Here is a 16512-nt window from a genome sequence, read left to right on the forward strand (position 1 = left end):
TTCGGCCACCCGAAAATAGGTACCCCGGTCGCCCGAGCCGCCGCACGACCGCATCCGACCTGCGGTGATGGCCGCCCCGGGGCGTCGAGCCGAGTCCGTTCAGCTCACCGACTCGGCATCCAGTGCGGTCGCCACGTCGGTGCCGTCCATCCCGGCGACCTCCAGGTAGAGCTCGGCGACCTGGTCGAGCCGGTCACCTGCCGGTTCCCGGGCCGCCAGCACTTTCGCCAGCGCGGCGACGGTGCGGGTGGCGAAGACGTCGGCGACCATCACGGTCGGGGTGTCCAGCCAGTCCCGTACCCGGGCGACCAGTTGGGTGGCCAGCACCGAGTCCCCGCCGAGCGCGAAGAAGTCGTCGTCGGCACCGACCTGTGCGCGGTCGAGCAGCACCCCGGCGATGTGCGCGAGCGCCGACTCCACGACGGTGGCCGGTGGACGGTGAACCCGCCCGGCGGACAGGTCGACGTTCTCGAGGATGCGGGTGATCGCCGCCCGGTCCAGCTTGCCGTTGCCGGTGAAGGGGATGCGGTCGGCGATCACGATCGCCTGCGGCACCATGTGGGCGGGGACGAGCGCCGCCATCGCGCCGGTGACGGCCTCGGCGGTCAACCCGCTGCGATCGGCCCGCACCAACGCCGCCAGGACGTCGCGGCCGCCCGGTGCGGCGACCGGGGTGACCACGGCGACGTCGACCCCCGGCACCCGCCGCAGCGCCGTCTCGACCTCGCCGAGTTCGACCCGATAGCCGCTGATCTTGATGCGGTGGTCGGCGCGGCCGACGAACTCGAGCGTGCCGTCGGACTGGTAGCGCACCAGGTCACCGGTGCGGTACCAGGTCCTGCCGTCGTGTTCGACGAACTTCTCGGCGGTCAGGTCGTCACGGCCGCGGTAGCCGCGGGCGATACCACGCCCGGAGACCCAGAATTCTCCGGGCACCCAGTCCGGACAGTCCCGGCCCCGCCCGTCGACGACGCGTACGGCGTTGTTGGGCAACGGAATACCGAACGGCACCGACGACCAGTGCGCAGGCACCTCGCCGGTGACCTCGCAGACGGTGTTGTGGGTGGCGGTCTCGGTGGCGCCGCCGAGACCGGCGACGCGCACCCCCGGCGCGGCGGCGCGCAACGTCCGCACCATCTCGGTGCGCACCCAGTCACCGCCGGTGGGCACCACCCGCACGGTGGGCAGCCGCGCACCCTGTCCGGCGACCACCTCCACCAGCATCTCCAGCCATCCGGGCATGAAGTGCAGGACGGTGACGCCGTGCTCGTCGATCAGCCGCAACCAGGTGTCGGGGTCGCGCCGGTGCCGCTCGTCGACCACGACGATGGCGCCACCGGTCCGCAGGGTGGCGAAGACGTCGAGCACCGAGATGTCGCACTCCAGTGTGGAAAGCGCCAGGCAGCGGTCCGCCGGGCCGATCCCGAAGTGCCGCGTGATGAACTCGACGGTGTTCATCGAGGCGTCGTGGGTCACCTCGACGCCCTTCGGCTCACCGGTGGAGCCGGAGGTGAACAGCACGTAGGCCAGCGCCGACGGATCCGACGGCGCCGGTTCGGTATCGGCGGCGCGCGCCGCACCCCGGCGCACGGCCTCGGCGACGGTCAGGGCGGGCACCGGCAGTTCGGGTGCCTCCGTGCCGCAGACCAGGGCGAGCGCCACACCCGCGGTGTCGAGGATGCGGGCCGCCCGGTCCGCGGGCTGGTCGGCGCCGATCGGCAGGTACGCCGCGCCCGCCGCGTGGATGCCCAGCAGAGCCGGGATCTGCTCGTAGGTCTTGGGTCCCGTCACGGCGACCACGTCGCCTGCGCCCACCCCGTGCTCGCGCAGGGTCGCGGTGACCGCCAGCACCTGCTCGCGCAGCTGCGCGTAGGTGAGGTTCGCGTCGCCGCTGAACACCGCAGGCGCATCCGGGGTCGCCGCGGCGGTGCGGAAGAAGCCGTCGTGCAGCGCTTCTCCGCTGGCCGGCGCCGTCGTCGCGTTGACCGCGGCGCGCACGGCACGCTGGTCTGCGGTGACCGCGGGCGGGTCGGCGGCCTCCCAGGCCGCGTCGTCGGCGGCGAGCCGGCACAGTTCGTCGAGGTGGTAGTCGAACATCGCGTCGACGACGCCGGGCCGGAACGCGTCGGCCCGCACGTCCCAGTTGACCATCAACCCCTCGGCCACCGGCGTGGCCTGCGCGTCGATGTAGACCTGCGGGCCCTGGGAGATCGTCCACACCGGGCTGCCGAACTGGTCGGTGACGTCGCCGGCGAACAGGTCGCCCAAGCCCAGCGCGCTGGTGTAGACGAACGGCACCAGCGTCTGGGTGCCGCGGTGGCGGGTCAGGTCGCGGATCACCGACAGGCCCGAGTAGCTGGAATGCGCGGCGGCACGGTGCAGCGCCTCCTGCACCACCCGGGCGCGCGCGGCGGCGGTGTCTGCATCGGACAGGTCGAGATCGAGCATGAGCGACGAGGTGAAGTCGCCGACCAGCTTGTCGACGTCGGGGTGGAACGGTTCGCGCCCGAACATCGGCAGGTTGAGCAGGAACCGCTGATTGACCGACCACCGCGCCAGCGCCCCGGCGTAGGACGCGCCCACCGCCATCGCCGGCGTGATGCCGCGGCGGTGCGCGGCGGCGAACAGCGCGTCGCGCGCCGCGACGTCGAGGATGCGCCACTTGCGGATGCTGCGCCGCGGGTTGCGCTGCTCGGCCCGCGGCACCAGCGGCAGCGTCGGCGGTTCGGGCAGATCGGGGATCCGCTCGGCCCACCAGTCGCGGTCCTCGTCGGTGGGCCCTGGCGCCGACGCCGTCAGCGCTGCCCGGTACTCGCGATAGGTGTACTGCAGCTCGGGCAGTTCGCGGCCGAGGTAGAACGAGGCGAGGTCGGCCATGAAATTGCGGTAGCTCACCGCATCGGCTGCCTGCATGTCCATGTCGACGTGCAGGCGGGTGCGCCCGCCGGGCAGCAGCGACAGGCCGATCTCGAGCACTTCGCCGAGCAGCAGCTGGTGGGACTTCGCGTCGCGGATCTCCTCCAGCCTGGCCTCCGCGGCATCGGCGGTGAGGTCGCGCAGATCGTGGACGGTCACCGGCAGGTCGCGGTCGCTGATGCGCTGGGTGCCGTCGGGCAGGATCTCGACACGAAGCATGGGATGCCGCCGGACCAGCCTGCTCGCCGCCTCCTGCAGGCGGCCGGGATCGACTCCTGCCCCGTCGAATTCGACATAGAGGTGGCCGGCGACTCCACCGAGCACCTGATCGTCGTTGCGGCCCACCCACATCGCGTGCTGGATCGGCGCGAGCGGGAACGGCTCGTCGGGGTCGGTGGGCTGCACCGGCGGCGCCGGCCGCCGCGCCTGGGCCTGCGGACGGAAGCGAGACACCAGTTCCGACCACGCCTGCACCGTGGGATCGGCTGCCAGCGCGGCGAACCCGACGTCGATGCCCTGTTTGCGCCAGCGTCCCGACAGCGACATCATCCGGATCGAGTCCAGACCGGAGGCGATCAGGTCGGCCTGCGGGTCGAGGCTGTCGGGGCTGATGCCGAGGAGCTCGGCGACCTCGTCGCGAACGGTCGCGGAACTCGTCGCGGCGTCACCCACGTGATGCCTCCCCAGTGGTATGAGATTTAGTACAGGCTGCCCTAACTCGCAGCAGGCTACCTTATATTCGGTGCACCGAACACACCTACCCCGATGGGCGGATTCCACCTATGAGCACGGGTTTTTCACGTGACACCCGCACCGGCCACAACGGCGTGACCGATGACCTCCGGCAGGGTTTCGTGCCGTTCCCGGCCGAGCGCGCGCAGCGCTACCGGCAGGCCGGGCTGTGGACGGGGCGCCCGCTGGACTCGATCCTGCGCGACGCGGCAACGGCCTGGCCGGACAAGCTCGGCGTCGTCGACGCCAACGGCGGCTACACCTTCGCCGAACTCGACGCGGTCGCCGACCGGGTGGCCGCCGGGCTGAGCGCGCTGGGGATCGCCCCCGGCGACCGGATCCTGGTGCAACTCCCCAACTCCTGCCAGTTCGCCGTCACGCTGTTCGGGGCGCTGCGGGCCGGCGCCGTGCCGGTGATGTGCCTGCCGGGGCACCGGGCGGCCGAAATGGGCCACTTCGCCTCGGTCAGCGGTGCGGTCGGACTCGTGATCGCCGACGAGGTCAAGGGTTTCGACTACCGCGAGCTCGCGGCCGGACTGCAGGATCAGCACCCGGCGCTGCGCCACATCGTGGTCGACGGCGATGCGGGACCGTTCACGCCGTGGTCGGAACTGACCGGATTCGACGGCGCCGCAGCATCTTCGGCGCCGTTCGATCCGGACGCACCGGCGCTGCTGCTGGTCTCGGGCGGTACCACCGGGCTGCCCAAGCTGATCGCGCGGACCCACGACGACTACGTCTACAACGCGGTGGGCATGGCCCGCGAGTGCAAGATGACCTCTGAGGACGTCTATCTCGTGGCATTGCCCGCCGGCCACAACTTCCCGCTCGGCTGCCCCGGACTGCTCGGCGCGATGACGGTCGGCGCGACCACGGTGTTCACCGCCGACCCGAGTCCGGAGTCGGCGTTCGCGCTCATCGACCGATATCAGGTGACCATCACCGGACTGGTCAATGCGCTGGCCAAGCTGTGGGCACAGGCCTGCGAATGGGAACCGGTGCTGCCGACGTCGCTGCGCCTCGTGCAGGTCGGTGGGTCCCGGCTCTCGCCGGAGGAGGCCCGCTTCATCTACGACGGCCTGACCGACGGCCTGCAGCAGATCTTCGGGATGGCCGAGGGCATGCTGCAGTTCACCCGTCCCGGTGATGCCCTCGACGTGGTGACCCAGACCCAGGGCAGGCCGATGTCACCGCACGACGAACTGCGGGTGGTCGACGAGAACGGCGTCGAGGTCGCGCCCGGCGAGGAGGGCGAACTGCTGGTGCGCGGGCCGTACACGATCAACGGCTACTACCGCGCCGAGGAGGCCAACGCGCGCTCGTTCAGCCCGGACGGGTTCTACCGCAGCGGCGACCGGGTGCGCCTGTTCGCCGACGGTCCGCTCGCGGGGTACATCGAGGTGACGGGCCGCATCAAGGACGTCATCCACCGCGGCGGGGAGACGGTGTCGGCCACCGACCTCGAGGACCACCTGCTCGCCCATCCGGCGATCTACGCGGCGGCGGCCGTCGCGCTGCCCGACGAGTACCTCGGCGAGAAGATCTGCGCCGCAGTCGTCTTCACCGGCGCCCCGGTGACACTCGCCGAACTCAACGCCTTCCTCGACGAGCGCGGCGCCTCGGCGCACGCCAGGCCCGACACGCTCGTCGCGATGCCGTCGCTGCCCGCCACACCCGTCGGCAAGGTGGACAAGAAAAAGGTGATCGCCGCCATCCACGGGTGATCTCGGCGCGCTCACGATCGCAGGCCGAACGTATCCGCGCCGAAATCGCTAGACGTCGACCTTCTCGCCGGGGGTGAGCATCTCGACGATCCTGGCCGTGACGGCCGCCGCCGTCGGATGCTCCCACAGCAGCGTCGGCGGCAGCACCAGCCCGGTCTGCTTCTCCAGCTGGCGCCGCAACCGCACGGTCATGATCGAGTCGACGCCGAGCTCGACCAGTGGCAGGTCCGGGTTCACGTCCGCCTCGGCCAGCCCGAGCTGTGCGGCGACGGCGGCCAGCACCCGCTGTCCCAGCACGGCGGGATCCACCTCGCCCGTGGCCATCGGCTCGACCGCCGGACCGTCGTCGACCGCCTCGTCCGACGGCGCCACGTCGGCCAGCATCGGTACCGCCGAGGCATTCGGAAGAAGCGGCAGCACAACGAGGTTCGGGTCGTCGTCGCGCATCGCCAGATCGAGTGCCCGCATCGCGTCGTCGGCGCCGACGGTGCCCATGCCCAGGGCGTCGAGCTGGGCCGCGACGAACTCCGACGCCGAACCCATCCCGAGGCCACGCCACGCCGTCCACGCCACACTCGTGGTGCGGTCGCCGAGACCGCGGCGGTGCCGTGCGATCACGTCGAGGAACGAGTTCGCGCACGCGTAGGCACCCTGCCCCGGGAAGCCGGCCAGGTAGCCGCACGACGAGAACAGCACCATCCAGTCCAGCTGTCCCGGCGGGAACACCTCGTGCAGGGTGAGTGTGCCGTGCACCTTCGGGTGCATCGCCGCCGCGAAGTCCTCGGCAGTGGTGTTGGCCAGCAGCGCACCGGCTTCCACGCCTGCCGCGTGCACCACCCCGCGCACCGGTGGCAGGTCGCGCAGCACGGCGCGCAACCCGTCGGCGGCGCCCGGTGCGCCGACGTCGAGGGCGGCGACGGTGACCGAGACACCGCGATCCTCCAACGCCCGCACCCCGCGCACCGCCTCCGAACCGGCGTGGTCGTCCCACGTCGATCGCTCGGGCAGGCCCGACCGTGACAGCAGCACCAGCCGCCGGGCGCCCAGGTCGGCCAGCCGGTGCGCCACCCGCAGTCCCAGGGCGCCGGTCCCGCCGGTGATCAGGTAGCTGCCCGCCGGTGAACACTCCATCGGCGCAGCCGTTCTCGCGCCGGTGGGGCCCAGCCGGGCGACCAGGGCGGAGCCACCGCGCACCACCACCACACCGTGTCCGGGCAACGAGAACGCGCCGAGTGGTAACCGGCCGTCGGCGACGTCGAGCACGCCGCCCCACAGCTGAGGGTGTTCGGCCGCGGCCACCCGGGTGAGCCCCCACAGCGGTGCGTGGGCGAGGTCACCGCCCTCGTGCACCCCGGTGGTCAGCACCCACAGCCGCGCCGTCGCACCGGTCTCCAGCAGGGTCGTCAACGTCCGGGTCACCAGGTCGACCGACGCCTCGGGCGCGTCGTCGGACCGCGGCAGCACCAGCACCACGGCGGTGCGGCCGAGATCCCGCCACAGCCCGGGCCAGTCGGCGCTCGCGGACAGTGCCGCGAGCTCCGCCGGGTCCTCGAAGGCGCGGTAGGCCACGCCTGCGGCGGTGAGGTCACGCACCGCGGCGTCCAGGCCGTCGACATCTCCCCCGACCAGGACCACGCCGCTGGGCAGATCGTCCTGCTGCCAGGCCATCTCGTGCCACGCCACCCGGTGCAGCATCCGGCCGGCCTCGTCGCCGGACCATCCGCGCCCCGAGGTCTCGAGCTCCTCGAACCCCATCCCGGTGATCGACAGCAGCACCGCCCCCGACGGGTCGGCGATCGCGACGTCGGTGGTCGTGGTGCCGGGCCGCCGGCGCACCAGCAGCGCGGCGGCCGGCGGAGCGTCGCCGTACACCCGCACACTCTCGATGCGCGACGGCATCCGCAGTCGCGGCGGCCCGTCGAAGATCGTCGAGGCGGCCGAGGTCGCGGCGTCCATCAGCGATGCCCACGATGTCGGCGCCGAACCGTCGGCCTCGGCGGACACCACGGCCACCAGTTCACCGTCGCCGCGACGCAGGTTCTTCACGTCCCAGCCGAAGCCCATCGCGGCCACGCCGAGCGCGGCAAGGGTGTCGATGACATGGCGCGGCGGCAGGAGTTCTGCGCAACGGCTCCGGGCGGCAGCCAGATCCAGATGTGGCCGCGGAGAACGGATGTCGTCGGCGGCCAGCACGGCGCTGGTGTGGGTGAGCCAGCCGCCGCCCTGCGCCTCGTCGCCTCCGCCGTCGGCGTCCACCAGCCGGGACGACAGGGTCAGCGCCCGATCCTGCAGCACCACCTGCAGATCGCGGGCCCGGCCCGGCGCGACCGGCGTGCGCAGCCGAACGTCGGTCAGGCCCGCACCGGCGTGCCCGCTCGCCGACAGGAAGGTGTTGAGCAGCACCGCCGCAGGCACGATCTCGGTGCCCTGCACCGGGTGGTCGCCCGGGTAGGGCCTGCTGTCGACGTCGAGCCGGGTCTGCCACATCGTCGTCGCGACGGCGCCCGCGACGTCGGTCCGGCCGCCGAGAAGGGTGTGGGTGGCGGGGTCGTGCACGCCGCGACCGCCGGGTGGCGGGGTGGGCACCCGCCAGAAGTGCCGGTGCCGCCACTGGGTGCCGGGCAGATCGGCCGCCCACGGGGTGTCGGCGCCGACGCCGTGCGACACCTGCGCGCCGTGGCAGTGCAGGGCGGCCACCGCCGTGGCGACGGCCCGCACCTCGGCGGTCTGCCTGCGCAGCACCGGGACGACGGCATGCTCGTCGATGCCGAGGTGCAGCAGCGTCTCGACGATCGAGTGCGAGACCACCGGGTGGGCGGACACCTCGAGGAACAGTCGGTGGCCGTCCTCGGCCGCAGCCGTGACGGCCTCGGCGAATCGGACCTGTCCGCGCAGATTGGCCACCCAGTAGTCCGGGTCGCGGGGGGCGCTCGACCGGGGATCGGCGAGCGCCGTGGTGTACAGCGGCAGCGCCGCGCGGCGCGCGGGCGCCAAGGTGGCGACCAGCCGCGCGAGTTCCCCGGTCAGCCCGTCCATCGCCGGACTGTGGAACGCCACGTCGGTGTTCACCCGGCGCACGACGACACCCTCGTCACCCCACTCCCGGCTCACCTCGTCCACGGCGTCGACGACACCGGAGATGACCGTCGACTCCGCGGAGGCGCTGATCGCGGCCACCACGTCGGTGCGCCCGGCGAGGCGCTGCGCGGCGTCGCCGAACGGCAGCCGGACCAGGGCCATCGCCCCGTGACCCATCACGGACCGGAAGCCGCGGGCGCGGTAACACGCCAGCGCGGCACCCTGCCGCAGGTCGAACACCCCCGCGACCACGCACGCGGCGACCTCGCCGACCGAGTGGCCGATCACCGCCGCAGGGGTGACACCCCGGTCGCGCAGCACCGCCGCCAGGCCGACCTGCATCGCGAAGGTCAGCGCCTGGACGCGGTCGGTGCCGCCGAGTTCGCCGGTGCTGAGCGCCTCCCGCGCCGAGAAGGCCAGCTCGGCGCCGAACACCTCGTCCACCTCGTCGATGACGCGGGCGAACACCGGCTCGGCAGCGATCAGCTCGCGCCCCATGCCCGCCCAGTGCGATCCGTGCCCGGAGAACACCCACACCGCATCCCTGGGCTCGCCTGCCGGAACGACCCCGGTGACGAGACGGGGGCTGACGTCGTCGCGGGCCAGCGCATCGAGTCCGGCGACCAGTTCGTGGTGCTGCTCGGCGATCACGGCGGCCCTGACCGGTTCGTGCGCGCGGCGAGCCCACAGCGTGGCGGCCACCTCGGGCAGCGGCCGTCCGACACTCCTGAGGTGATCGGCGAGTGCCTCGGCCTGGCGCTCGAGCCGCACTCCGGACCGGGCCGACAGCGGGACGACGACCGGTCCGCCCGGTTCCCGTCCTGCGTCTGCCGTCACGGTCGCCGGCGCCTCCTCGAGCAGGATGTGCGCGATCGTGCCGCCGTACCCGTAGCTGCACACCGCGGCGCGGCGCGGCGTCTCACCGCGCGGCCACGGCTCGGGCTCGGTGGGCACCCGGAGACCGCTGGTGGCCCAGTCCACCGCCGGGGTGAGCCGGCGCAGTCCGGCCGTCGGCGGGATGGCCTCGTGATGCAGCGCGAGCACCGTCTTGATCAGGCCGAGCACACCGGCGCCGCCCTCGAGGTGGCCGATGTTGGGTTTGACCGACCCGATGCGGCACGGGTCGTCGGCGGGCCTGTCTGCGCCGTACACCGTGGCCAGCGCGCCGACCTCGGTGGGATCGCCTGTCGGCGTGCCGGTTCCGTGCGCCTCGACGTATCCGACGCTGGACGGCGCGATGCCCGACGTCCGGCAGGCGCGGGCGAACATGTCGGCCTGCGCCTCGCCGTTGGGCGACATGATGCCGACCGTGCGGCCGTCCTGGGCGACCGCGCCGCCGCGGATCACCGCCAGCACGCGGTCCCCGTCGCGCCGGGCGTCGGCGAGGCGTTTGAGCACCACGACCCCGGCGCCCTCGCCGCGGCCGTACCCGTCCGCGGCGGCGTCGAAGGTCTTGCAACGTCCGTCCGGTGCGGTGGCGCCCGCCTCGTCGAGGACCCGGGTCAGGCCGGGGCCGATCAGGGCGCTGACGCCGCCGGCGAGGGCGAGCGAGGTCTCGCCCGCCCGGAGCATCTGGCAGGCCTGGTGCACCGCGACCAGCGAGGCCGCGCACGCCGCGTCCAGCGCGACGCTCGGCCCACGCAGGTCGAGCAGGTGTGACACCCGATTGGCGATTCCACACAGCGACGTGCCGATGCCGGTCCACGCCTCGATGCCGGGCAGGTCCTCCATGAGCAGCTTGCCGTAGTCGTCGGAGTTGACGCCCATCAGCACGGCGGTGTCACCGCCGGCGAGCGACCGCGGCGACACCCCGGCGTGCTCGAGCGCCTCCCAGCTGACCTCGAGCGCGAGCCGCTGCTGGGGGTCCATCAACTCGGCCTCCCGCGGCGAGACGCCGAAGAAGTCGGCGTCGAACCCGGCCAGGTCGTCGAGGAACGTCCCCCACCGGGTGGTCTCCCGCAGCACGGCGGCGTTGCGTGGGTCTCGCCGCAGGTAGGGCTCCCAACGCTGCTCGGGCACCTCGCGGACGTCACTGCGGCCCTCGATCAGGAAAGTCCAGAAGTCGGCGGGCGTGCCGACGTCGCCCGCCACGCGGCAGCCCAGACCGATGACCGCGATGGGTTCGTCAGTCGACACGTCAGTGCCGGCCCGACTCGGCACGCGGCACCAACGAAGTCTGCTTAGCCTTGCCTAAGTGCTCGCCAGCCATGCGCACATATTGGCACACGGGAATTCGCGGCAGGCACCTACCTGAGAGCCCGCCGAACGCCTCTCACCTGCTGTTGACCAGCCTGTCCGGGCGTTACAACGCCCACGCGCCGCCGCACCGGGCGGCGGGTGTTGCGCACATCACGTCGCCTGGCGCGCCGGCTCACTGACCTTCACCAGTGTCTTGCCGATGTTCGCGCCGGTGAACAACCCGTTGAGCGCGTCGACACACGACTCGACGCCCTCGAAGATGGTCTGACGGTGCACCAGCAGGCCGTCGCGCTCCCACTGCCGCAGCGCCGCGAAGGCCTCGTCGAAGCGGCCCCACTGGTCGAGCGCGTTGAAGCCCTGCATCAGCGCGGTCTTGGACAGCAGGCTGACGTAATTCGCCGGCCCCGGGTGTTCGCCGGTGAGGTAGCTGGAGATGACACCGCACAACACGACGCGTGCCCTCGACGCCAGCCGGCCGAGCACCGCGTCCAGGATCGGCCCGCCCACGTTGTCGAAGTAGACGTCGACGCCGCGGGGACAGTGCGCCTTGAGTTCGGCGGCGACGTCACTGTTCTTGTAGTCGATGCAGGCGTCGAAACCGAACTCCTCGACCACCGCCCGGCATTTGTGCGGCCCACCGGCGATGCCGACCACCCGGGCGCCGGCGATCCTGGCGATCTGCCCCGCCACCGACCCGGTGGCACCGGCCGCCGCCGACACCACCACCGTCTCACCGGCGTGCGGCCGGCCGATGTCGGTCATGCCGAAGTAGGCCGTCGCGCCCGTCGGGCCGTAGATCGACATGATCGCCAGCTGGTCGTTCTCCCCCGGCATCGGCGTGCTGAACAGGTCGTCGCGGATGATCACGTACTCCTGGAATCCCGACAGCGTGGTGACGACGTCTCCGACGGCGTAGGCCGGGCACCGCGACGCCACCACCTCGCCGATCCCGGCCGCGCGGATCACCTCGCCGATGCCGACCGGCGGCAGGTACCCCGGCTGGTCGTTGAGCCAGGTCCGGGCGGCGGCGTCGATGCCGATGTAGGTGTTGCGCAGCAGTGCCTCACCATCGGCAGGTTCGGGCGCCGGGGCGCTGACCAGTTCGGTGTCGGCGGGCCCGATCAGGCCGGTCGGGCGGCGGCGCAGCAGGATCTGGCGGTTCGTCAGGTCGGACACCAGGCCGAAAGTACTGCAGCGACAACCTTCTTCGTGACGGTTCGGGATCATCGCTCTCGCCGGGCCGTCAGTCGAGAAGGTGGCGCACCACCGCGTCGGCGAGCAGCCTGCCGCGGTCGGTGAGCACCGCGCGGTCGGCCACCCGCACGACGAGGCCGTCGGCCTCCGCCCCACTGAGCCGCTCCCGTTCGACCTCGCTGAGCACATCCAGGGGCAGGCCGGTGCGCAGGCGCAGCCGCAGCATCACGTCCTCGACGTGCCGGTCGGCGGCGTCGAGCAGCTCGAAGTCCGCGACCGGCAGCGTGTTGTCGGCGAGCTTCGCGGCATAGGCGTTCGGGTGCTTGACATTCCACCACCGCGTTGCGCCCAGGTAACCGTGCGCGCCAGGCCCGGCGCCCCACCACTCGCCGCCGTCCCAGTAGCCGAGGTTGTGCCGGCACTCGGCGCCCGGCCTGCTCCAGTTGGACACTTCGTACCAGGTGAGCCCCGACGCCGACAGCTGCGTGTCGAGCAGGGTGTAGCGGTCGGCCAATACGTCGTCGTCGGGAGTGGCGACCTCACCGCGGCGCACCCGTCGGGCCAGGGCGGTGCCGTCCTCCACCACCAGCGCATAGGCCGACAGGTGGTCGATGCCCGCCTCGAGCGCGATGTCCACCGACCGGCGCAGGTCGTCGTCGCGCTCCCCCGGCGTGCCGTAGATGAGATCGATGCTGACGTGCTCGAAGCCCGCGGCCCGCGCCTCGGCCGCCGCGGCGGGAGCGCGGCCGGCCGAGTGCACCCGGTCCAGCACCGCGAGCACGTGCCCCGCCGCGGACTGCATGCCCAGCGACACCCGGGTGAAGCCGGCGGCGCGCAATCGGTCGAAGAACCGTGGCGAGGTCGACTCGGGGTTGGCCTCGGTGGTGACCTCGGCCCCTGGTGCGAGGTCGAACCGGTCACGCACCGCGTCGAGCACCGCCGCAAGGCCGTCGCCGCCCAGCAGCGACGGCGTGCCGCCGCCGACGAACACCGTCTGCACCGCGGGCGGGACGCCCAGGTGCGCGGCCGCCAGCTCCAGCTCGACCCGCAGCGCCGCCAGCCAGCCGTCCGGGTTGGCGCCGCCCAGCTCGGACGGTGTGTAGGTGTTGAAGTCGCAGTACCCGCAGCGGGTCGCGCAGAACGGCACGTGGATGTAGATGCCGAACGGCCGGCCCGGTGTCGCGGCCAGCACTGGCCGGCCGGCGGGCGCGGCGTGGACGGTCATGGCACCATTTTCCCAGATGGCGGTAGTGGACCCTTTTGCTCACCGTGAGCGCAAATCTGGCCCGGTTAGGGCGGTCGGGACCATTCGTGGCACAATCGGGGGGTGACCGCCGTCCAGTTCCCCCGCGTTTCGCTGGTGGTTCGTCGGCATGTCGATTTCAAGCGCGTCTGTACCTCTTGTTGTCTGCCCTAGTGCCGTAGACCTGCCCACCTGAACTTCCAGCTGGCCGCCGGATCTGCGCCGCCGGACAGCCACCGGTGATCAGCGCGCTCCGTACGCCGGCTCCCCCGAAGGAGCCACAGCCCGTGACCGAAACCCCCACCCCGCCGAAGGCTCGTGCGCCCAAGCGCCCCCGCGGCGAAGGCCAGTGGAAACTCGGCTACCGCGAACCCCTCAACGCCAACGAGCAGGCCAAGAAGGACGACAACCCGCTCAACGTGCGTGCGCGCATCGAGAACATCTACGCCCAGGGCGGCTTCGACAGCATCGACAAGGGCGATCTCCGCGGCCGCTTCCGCTGGTGGGGGCTCTACACCCAGCGCAAGCCCGGCTACGACGGCACCTGGACCGGCGACGAGAACACCGACATGCTCGAAGACGAGTTCTTCATGCTGCGGGTCCGCAGCGACGGCGGCGCGCTGACCGCCGCGGCGCTGCGCACACTCGGCACGATCTCGACGGAATTCGCCCGCGACACCGCCGACATCTCCGACCGGCAGAACATCCAGTACCACTGGATCGACGTCAAGGACATGCCGGAGATCTGGCGGCGACTCGACGCCGTCGGCCTGCAGACCACCGAGGCGTGCGGCGACTGCCCCCGCGTCGTGCTGGGTTCCCCGCTGGCCGGTGAGTCCCTGGATGAGGTCATCGACGGCACGCCTGCGGTGAACGAGATCGTCAAGCGCTACATCGGCAAGCCCGAGTACTCCAACCTGCCGCGCAAGTTCAAGACCGCGATCTCCGGCCTGCAGGACGTGGTGCACGAGGTCAACGACGTCGCGTTCATCGGGGTGAATCACCCCGAACACGGTCCCGGGTTCGACCTCTGGGTCGGTGGCGGCCTGTCGACCAATCCGATGCTGGGCCAGCGGGTCGGCGCCTGGGTGCCACTCGACGAGGTGCCCGACGTGTGGGAGGGCGTGGTCAGCGTCTTCCGCGACTACGGCTACCGGCGGTTGCGGGCGAAGGCGCGGCTGAAGTTCCTGATCAAGGACTGGGGTGTCGAGAAGTTCAGGGCGGTTCTCGAGACCGAGTACCTCGGTCGCAAGATGATCGACGGCCCGGCCCCTGACCCGGTGACGCGCCCCATCGACCACGTCGGCGTGCAGAAACTCAAGAACGGGCTCAACGCCGTCGGCGTCGCTCCGATCGCCGGTCGCGTGTCCGGCACCATCCTGACCAAGGTCGCCGACCTGGCCGAAGCCGTGGGCAGCGACCGGATCCGCTTCACGCCCTACCAGAAGCTGATCGTGCTGGACGTGCCGGACGACAAGCTGGACGAGTTGCGCGCCGGCCTCGACGCGCTCGGCCTGCCGTCCACACCGTCGCACTGGCGGCGCAACCTGATGGCGTGCACCGGCATCGAGTACTGCAAGTTGAGCTTCGCCGAGACCCGCAGCCGCTCCCAGGTGCTGGTGCCCGAGCTGGAGAAGCGGCTGGACGACATCAACGCACAGCTCGACGTGCCGGTGACGATCAACATCAACGGCTGCCCGAATTCGTGTGCCCGGATCCAGGTCGCCGACATCGGGTTCAAAGGCCAGATGATCGACGACGGCAACGGGCCCGAGGAGGGTTTCCAGGTGCACCTCGGCGGAAGCCTCGGCCTGGACAGCGGTTTCGGCCGCAAATTGCGCCAGCACAAGGTGCTGTCGACCGAGCTCGGCGACTACATCGAACGGGTTGTGCGCAATTTCGTGAAACAACGCGAGGACGGCGAGCGTTTCGCTACGTGGGCGTTGCGCGCGGACGAGGCCGATCTGCGGTGACTGCCCGCGTGACGAGCGGAGGAATTCGATGAGCGATCTGATGACGGAGACCGGCCTGCAGGCGCTGGCCGAGCGCGGTGCGGCCGAACTCGGACCCCACGCGAGCGCAGACGACCTGCTCCGCTGGACGGACGAGAACTTCGGCGGCAGCTACATCGTGGCGTCCAACATGCAGGATGCGGTGCTGGTCGATCTGGCCGCCAAGGTGCGGCCCGGCGTCGACGTGCTGTTCCTCGACACCGGCTACCACTTCGTCGAGACGATCGGGACCCGCGACGCGGTCGAGGCGGTGTACGACATCAACGTCGTCAACGTCACGCCCGAGAACTCGGTGCCCCGCCAGGACGAGCTGTTCGGCAGGAATCTGTTCGAGCGGGAGCCCAACGAGTGCTGCCGGATGCGCAAGGTCGAGCCGCTGAGCAAGGCGTTGCGCGGCTACTCGGCGTGGGTGACCGGCATCCGCCGGGTCGAGGCCCCGACCCGCGCCAACGCTCCGCTGATCAGCTGGGACAAGGCGTTCGGACTGGTCAAGATCAATCCGCTGGCGGCGTGGAGCGACGACGACATGCAGGCCTACATCGACACCAACGGAGTGCTGGTCAATCCGCTCGTCTATGAGGGTTATCCGTCGATCGGATGTGCGCCGTGCACGGCCAAGCCGATCGAGGGCGCCGATCCGCGCAGCGGCCGCTGGCAGGGCCTGGCGAAGACGGAATGCGGGCTGCACGCGTCGTGACGCGGCCCGAGCCGACTCTCGTCCTGACCGCCCACGGCAGCGCCGACCCGCGGTCGGCGGAGGTGACTCATGCCGTAGCGGGCAGGATCAGGCGCCTGCGGCCATGGTTGGACGTCCGCGCGGCGTTCCTCGATCACACCGGTCCGCGGCTGGGCGAGGTGCTGCGGCTGACGGCCGACGGCGTCGTCGTACCGTTCCTGCTCGCCGACGCGTTCCACGCCAGGACCGACATCCCGGCGATGATCGCCGAGTCCGGCTGCCGGGCCGGACAGGCCGCCGTCCTCGGGGAGGACCCCGCACTACTGGCCGTGGCACGTCAACGACTGTCCGAGGCGGGAGTGTCCCCCGACGACGAACGACTCGGCGTGATGGTGGTCGCGGTGGGGTCCTCGAGCGCCGCGGCCAACGCCCGTACGGCCACCGTGGCGCAGGCCCTGTCCGTCGGAACCCGCTGGGCCGGGGCCGAAGTGGCGTTCGCCACCGTGCCGCACAACACGCCGGCGCAGGCCGCCGCGACGCTGCGTCAGCGCGGAGCCGACCGGCTGGTGATCGTGCCGTGGTTCCTGGCGCCCGGCCGGATCACCGATCGGGTGGCGACCTTCGCCGCGCGCGAATCGATGATGCTGGCCGAGCCGCTCGGCTCGCACAACCTGGTGGCCGCCACGGTGCTGGACCGCTTCGACGAGGTGACCTCGTCGGCGCTGGCCGCGTAGGGCT

The 16512-nt window shown here is 71.7% G+C and carries 9 protein-coding genes; 5 read left to right on the plus strand and 4 right to left on the minus strand.

Going from position 1 to position 16512, the window contains the following annotated elements; translation table 11 throughout:
- Positions 1-99 precede the first annotated feature (99 nt).
- Positions 100-3588, minus strand: coding sequence for an amino acid adenylation domain-containing protein (locus ACPCHZ_RS15570; protein ID WP_423485556.1), 3489 nt, complete (start codon positions 3586-3588; stop codon positions 100-102).
- Positions 3589-3698: 110 nt separating this feature from the next.
- Here ACPCHZ_RS15570 and ACPCHZ_RS15575 point away from each other — a divergent pair, with 110 nt between their 5' ends.
- Positions 3699-5372, plus strand: coding sequence for a (2,3-dihydroxybenzoyl)adenylate synthase (locus ACPCHZ_RS15575; RefSeq protein ID WP_423485557.1), 1674 nt, complete (start codon positions 3699-3701; stop codon positions 5370-5372).
- Between the two features lie 48 nt (positions 5373-5420).
- Here the strand turns inward: ACPCHZ_RS15575 and ACPCHZ_RS15580 are convergent, their stop codons facing one another.
- From ACPCHZ_RS15580 to hemW, 3 genes are all read right to left on the minus strand, one after another.
- The gene (locus ACPCHZ_RS15580) at positions 5421-10586 is read right to left on the minus strand and encodes a beta-ketoacyl synthase N-terminal-like domain-containing protein (RefSeq protein WP_423485558.1); all 5166 of its coding nucleotides are present in this window, start codon (positions 10584-10586) and stop codon (positions 5421-5423) included.
- Positions 10587-10799: 213 nt separating this feature from the next.
- Positions 10800-11825: an NADP-dependent oxidoreductase gene (locus ACPCHZ_RS15585; protein ID WP_423485559.1), complete on the minus strand. Its 1026-nt coding sequence runs from the start codon at positions 11823-11825 to the stop codon at positions 10800-10802.
- Positions 11826-11892: 67 nt separating this feature from the next.
- Positions 11893-13068: a radical SAM family heme chaperone HemW gene (gene hemW, locus ACPCHZ_RS15590; protein WP_423485560.1), complete on the minus strand. Its 1176-nt coding sequence runs from the start codon at positions 13066-13068 to the stop codon at positions 11893-11895.
- A gap of 102 nt (positions 13069-13170) precedes the next feature.
- On the opposite strand from hemW, the gene ACPCHZ_RS15595 reads away from it, so the two are divergent.
- The 4 genes from ACPCHZ_RS15595 (at position 13171) to ACPCHZ_RS15610 (ending at position 16508) form a co-directional block, all read left to right on the plus strand.
- The gene (locus ACPCHZ_RS15595) at positions 13171-13260 is read left to right on the plus strand and encodes an Ms4527A family Cys-rich leader peptide (protein ID WP_423485561.1); all 90 of its coding nucleotides are present in this window, start codon (positions 13171-13173) and stop codon (positions 13258-13260) included.
- A gap of 113 nt (positions 13261-13373) precedes the next feature.
- Entirely contained in the window at positions 13374-15059 is a 1686-nt protein-coding gene (locus tag ACPCHZ_RS15600; RefSeq protein ID WP_423485562.1) for a nitrite/sulfite reductase, read from the plus strand.
- Positions 15060-15087: 28 nt separating this feature from the next.
- A complete protein-coding gene (locus ACPCHZ_RS15605; protein ID WP_423485563.1) occupies positions 15088-15795 on the plus strand; it encodes a phosphoadenylyl-sulfate reductase in 708 nt (235 codons plus the stop codon).
- A complete protein-coding gene (locus tag ACPCHZ_RS15610) occupies positions 15774-16508 on the plus strand; it encodes a sirohydrochlorin chelatase (protein ID WP_423485564.1) in 735 nt (244 codons plus the stop codon). Before ACPCHZ_RS15605 ends, ACPCHZ_RS15610 begins: the two co-directional genes overlap by 22 nt.
- Positions 16509-16512 lie beyond the last annotated feature (4 nt).

Source organism: Mycobacterium sp. NPDC050041 (assembly GCF_049541695.1).
Lineage (GTDB): Bacteria > Actinomycetota > Actinomycetes > Mycobacteriales > Mycobacteriaceae > Mycobacterium.

What these genes read in the sequence shown, in the direction of transcription:
- ACPCHZ_RS15575 (WP_423485557.1), top strand. Translation starts at nt 3,699, where the DNA reads ATGAGCACGGGTTTTTCACGTGACACCCGCACCGGCCACAACGGCGTG.
- hemW (WP_423485560.1), bottom strand. Translation starts at nt 13,068, where the DNA reads ATGACCGTCCACGCCGCGCCCGCCGGCCGGCCAGTGCTGGCCGCGACA.
- ACPCHZ_RS15605 (WP_423485563.1), top strand. Translation starts at nt 15,088, where the DNA reads ATGAGCGATCTGATGACGGAGACCGGCCTGCAGGCGCTGGCCGAGCGC.
- ACPCHZ_RS15610 (WP_423485564.1), top strand. Translation starts at nt 15,774, where the DNA reads ATGCGGGCTGCACGCGTCGTGACGCGGCCCGAGCCGACTCTCGTCCTG.